Origin of the sequence: Brevundimonas sp. TWP2-3-4b1 (assembly GCF_049897665.1) — a bacterium.
GTDB classification, from domain to species: domain Bacteria; phylum Pseudomonadota; class Alphaproteobacteria; order Caulobacterales; family Caulobacteraceae; genus Brevundimonas; species Brevundimonas subvibrioides_B.
In genome coordinates, this window is the sequence record NZ_JAFCWQ010000053.1 from 1 (window position 1) to 4,785 (window position 4,785).

Annotated in this window: 3 protein-coding genes; 1 reads left to right on the forward strand and 2 read right to left on the reverse strand. The window is 64.5% G+C overall.

Annotated elements, in window-relative coordinates:
• Positions 1-108: 108 nt before the first annotated feature.
• Together xerC and ACP7A5_RS17800 are read right to left on the reverse strand one after the other, a co-directional pair.
• Entirely contained in the window at positions 109-1,125 is a 1,017-nt protein-coding gene (gene xerC / locus ACP7A5_RS17795; RefSeq protein WP_426043140.1) for a site-specific tyrosine recombinase XerC, read from the reverse strand.
• Complete coding sequence (locus ACP7A5_RS17800) at positions 1,125-4,217, reverse strand: CHC2 zinc finger domain-containing protein (RefSeq protein ID WP_426043141.1); 3,093 nt, start codon at positions 4,215-4,217, stop codon at positions 1,125-1,127. Before ACP7A5_RS17800 ends, xerC begins: the two co-directional genes overlap by 1 nt.
• Before the next feature lie 195 nt (positions 4,218-4,412).
• Between ACP7A5_RS17800 and ACP7A5_RS17805 the strand changes: the two genes are divergently transcribed.
• A complete protein-coding gene (locus ACP7A5_RS17805; protein WP_426043142.1) occupies positions 4,413-4,778 on the forward strand; it encodes a helix-turn-helix domain-containing protein in 366 nt (121 codons plus the stop codon).
• Positions 4,779-4,785: the final 7 nt, after the last annotated feature.

Sequence of the window (4,785 nt, forward strand, 5' to 3'; positions counted from 1 at the left end):
CCGACGATATAGAATTTCAAAGACCATTGGCGGGTCTCCCCGCGCACACGCGCGATCGGACAAAGGGAGCATGGCACTGATCATCAGTGTTGTCGCGGCGCCATGCCGTTACTCGTCTACCTCCGCTTCCAACACCGCATCCAGCATCGCCCGATCGCTGGCCAGCCTTGCGCCTGGATGGGTGGCGGCGTGGATTTCAGACAGCTTGCCGATCGAGACGCGGGTGTAAATCTGGGTCGTCTCCAGGCTCTCGTGGCCAAGCAAGGCCTGGATGAACCGGATGTCGGCGCCGCCCTCCAGCATCAACGTCGCGGCGCTGTGGCGGAACATGTGACAGGAGCCTGGCTTGCCCACGCCGGATCGCTCTACATAGCCGCTCACCCGGTCTGACAGCTTCTTTGGCGCGATCGGCGTTCCCGCGCTGCTGAGAAACAGGACGCCCGGATCACGTCCGACGATAAGGTGGGGCCGCACCTGATCGCGGTAGGTCGCCAGCCAGGAGGTGGCCCGCTCGCCAAGGGGGACAAAGCGGTCTTTCTTTCCCTTGCCCTGTCGCACGGCCAGAATTGCGCGGGCGTAGTCGATATCGAATATCCCGAGTTTGACGAGTTCGGTGCGGCGGATGGCGCTGGCGTAAAGCACCTCCAGGATCGCCCGATCGCGAAGGCCGATCGGATCGCCGACATCGGGAACGGCCAGCACCTGTTCCGCCTCGTCGGCCGTCAGGACGGCGGCCGGTAGCCGTCGTTCAATACGGGGCAGGTCCAGTTCCGACGCCGGATTGGAGAGGATGTAATTTTCCTTGGCCAACCACCGAAAGAAGCCCCGGATACGGCTCAAGCGACCGGCCTGGACGCGGAAACTCAGCGGCGCGCCATCGTCCTTACGCCAGTAGTAGAGATGGCGCTGATAGCGCTCCAGGATCGGTTTGGTGATCTCCCGAGGGTCGCCCAGGCCGCGCTCCGATGCCCAGACGATGAAGGCGTAGAGGTCACGCCCGCGATCCTCGATCGTGTCGGGAGAGAAGCCCCGCACCTGGAGCCAGGACAGATAGCGCGCCCGGAACGCGGCGATGCTGTTGGGATCGCCAAGGCCTGGCAGGGGCGGATTCTTTGTCCCGCGCATCAGCCGATCATCCCGGTGGATATGCCTATGACCGTGGGCGCTTCCGGCGGCCCGGAACGTGCGGCTTCGAGCCACGGCGTATCGGCATCGGCCACAGCCCTGTCCGAGCCTGTCGGTGTCGTCCCGTCGCCCACATGACCACCGCCCGCCACGCCCCCGTCCAAGGCCCGGCTAACCCCCGACTGGGCGCCCGCAAGCCCCGACCGATCCTCGTCATACGTCTCGTGTGCATCGGCGCCGGCATCGTCAGCCGACACGATGGCGACCGGATCAATCAGGCCCATCAAGAACCGTGACCCATCGCTGCCTTCACCGGCCCACGCCAGTTCATAGACAAACCGTCCGGCGTGATCGCCGTCGCGCTGGCGACGGAGGAACAGATATTCCAGGTCCAGTAGACGAGAGAGGTGCACCTTAAGCTGGGTGTCGCCCCAGCCGATCGCCTCGCGCACCTCGCGCCGCGTAAACCGCACCTCGCGCGACTCCAAGGCCGTGGCCTTCGCGCGGTCCTCGACCATTCCATGCACCAGGCCAAGCAACCGGCGCGTCTGAGGCGGGAGATCGTCCAGAGTGGTCCCCAGGACCGCGTGGGCCAGCCGATTGGCGTCGGCGATGTCCTCCAATGTAGCTTCGATATAGGCGACGGGTTCGGCGCCGGGGCGGATCAACTGGCGCACCGGTCGCTGGTGCTGGCGCAACAGGGCGACGGTTCGGATCAAGGCCAGGTATTTGCGGTGATCGCGCCGGGTGCGGGTCTGGTCATCCAGGAATGTCAGCCGCTCCGCATAGGGGTTCACGACCCTCAACGGTTTCAGGAGCCGTTGGGCGTTGCGGTGAAGGGCCAGGATCGCGGCCCGCGTCGTCTGTGTCGAAAGCCCCTCCAGTGTCTCTTCAAACCGCTGGCGAATGTGGATGGCGCGCGTCTGTTCGCGGCTCTCGTCTATGGTCAGGACCAGGCATCGGTTTTTCAGTTCCTCGTCCAGGTCGATCGCGGTGGTGGTCAGCATCAGCGCCACCGGCCCTTCCACCACATAGTCCTGGGTGACCAGCTTGCCCGTCGTCGGATCCTTGCCGGTGGATGCGATCGTGAGCGTCCCCTGGCTCTGGAGCAGTTTCAGGGCATAGGCCGCGTGTCGGGCGCCCTCCTCTTCGGCGATGGACAGCACCTTGTGCTTCAGGTCTGTCTCCCCGAGGTAGAATAGGCTCTGCCCGGTCATGGCCGAATAGGCGACGCGTTCCTCTTCAGGGACCAACTCAAGGACCGCATCCATCAGGGCGCTCTTACCGGCCGCGCTGGTGGACTGGATCAACACCGCCAACGGCCTGTCCAGTTTCCGACTGAGGGCGGCGAGGTAGACGCAGACGGCGTTCTCCGCTTCGCCGACGACGCCACAGGCCGCAACGTCGGCCGCGATGCGGTCCAGGAGGTCCGGCGCCTTCAGGAGGGTAAGCGCCGCCGACTCGTCGGCAGCGGAGATCACGACGGCGCCGTCGTTTTTGACGATGCTGGCGTCTAGCCGTTCGTCCTGGACGGCCTCCAATTTGAGCAACACCAGACCCAGGTCGCGCTTGATCGCATCGGTGGGCAGGCTGAGTTCTAACGCTGCTTCGGCGACGAAAGCGGTGCGGCTCTTGGCGCTGAGAAGGTCCAGGCCGTCCACATGGAAGGCGTCGCCGCGCCGGACCATCAGGTTGATCTTCAGGCTCTCAAACGCGCTGTTGCGCTCCAGGCCACGGGCGCGCCAGGTCCGGTCGCCCAGCACGATAACAACATCATGGCCCTTGCCTCTGGCGATCATCTGAGGCTTGGCGAGGACGTCCGGCGACGGTCCTACGGGGACCGGGCTGGCGTCGGACGGTGGTGGCGGATCATCATCATCCGGTTCATCAACGATAACCACCGGATTCGACACCGGCGCCGGTGGGGCGACTACGGTGACCGGCGCGGGCGCCGCATCCAGATCGGACAGACCACCGATCGCTCGCCGTTCGGGCTCGGCGCCCGCCATCCATTCGGCCGCACGCAACAGGACACCCAAGCTCTTGGGCGCCGGTGTGACCGACAAGGCGTAGGCGTTGGCGTCCATGCCTTTGGGGAAGTTCACGCGGAATGCGCTCATACCCCGGCCAGCAACCTGATCGGCGACGGCTTGTGCGCCCGTCGCGCCCTCAGCCGTCCGACCGAATGCGATCAGCACCCGTTTGACGCCGTGTTCGGACAGGGCGTTCAGGAGTTCATGGGTGAAGCCGTCGGGGCCGTAGGCGGCGGAGACGTGGCGATACCCGGCGCACCAGAACGTCATGGCGTCGATCAGCGACCCGGCCAGGATCACCTCATCCGACGATCGCACCGCTGCTAGGTTGAAGACACCACGCCGGGGGCCGGGCAGATAGACATGATCCGGCGTTCCCTTCCGCAGACCGTCGCCGACCTTGCGCCCATAGAGGTCTGCAATGGCCCCGTGAGCGTCCAGGATCGGAATGACCAGCGAACCCCGCAGATGTTCATGGCCGCTGTCCCGCAGCACCCCAAGGGCCTGCAAACGACCTCGCATCTCGGCGCCCGCCTTGCGGTTCGCCTGGGGAAGCCGATAGCCCAGCGATCGATCTGAATATCCGAGATTGAAGGCCTCAATCAGGTCCGGGTGTGTCAGTCCCCGCTTCTCCAGATAGGCCAGCGCCTCGGGGCTTTCCTTCAGGGTCGAATGGTAGTGGCCCATGACATCACGCAACAGGGCGGCGTCGCCGCCCACGGCGCGAAGCACGGGCAGTTTTGCGGTGGTCGCCTTGGCGACCGGCGCGACGCCCGCCACCGGCTCATAGCCATCCCTTAGCAACGCCACCGCATGGCGATGGCTCACACCCTCTCGCCGGATCACCCAGGCGATCACGTCACCTTCAACCGCGCACTCACCCTCGCATCGCCAGAGGTTGGTGGACGGGCCGACGACAAGCGACGAACCGCTGTCATTGTGGAAGGGACAACGGCCAACGTAGTCGCCGTCGCGCATCGTCAAGTTGATGCCGCAGGCCTCGACCAATCGGACCAGGCTCACGTCCGATCTCAGCCGTTCGATGACAGCGTCTAGCATGGCATGGACTCACATATGATGTATTATATACATCATATGTGAGTCCATCAGGGTGATCGTCAAGCACGGTGGTGGCGGTTAAGGACGATGGCGACACACTGTTTGCGCATCATGCGAAGCTGCGCATAGTGTGCCGTAAGCTTGGCGACCTGACTCGGCGCCAAGGCTCCCGTCCACGGAATCGAACGGCCCGTCATGTCATTCCCCGAACGACTCGTGGCCCTGAGAAATAAGCAGGGCCTCAGCCAGAGCGCCTTCGGCGAGCGCATCGGCATTCATCTGACCCAGGTCCAACGCTACGAGGCAGGCTCCAGTCAGCCGACGTTGGATGTGATCCGCCGCATGGCCACGACGTTGGCCGTGAGCGCCGACGTGCTGGTGTTCGACGAGGGCGAACGTGGCCCCCAGGACGATGACCTGAAGCTGATATTCGAGGCGGTGGACAGGTTGACGCCGGAACAGAAGACCACGGCCAGGGAAGTGCTCCAGGCGCTTATAACCAGGTATCAGGTTGCCCGAACGCCAAGGGCCAAGGCTGCCAGGTCTCGCGCTGCAACCTGACACCATC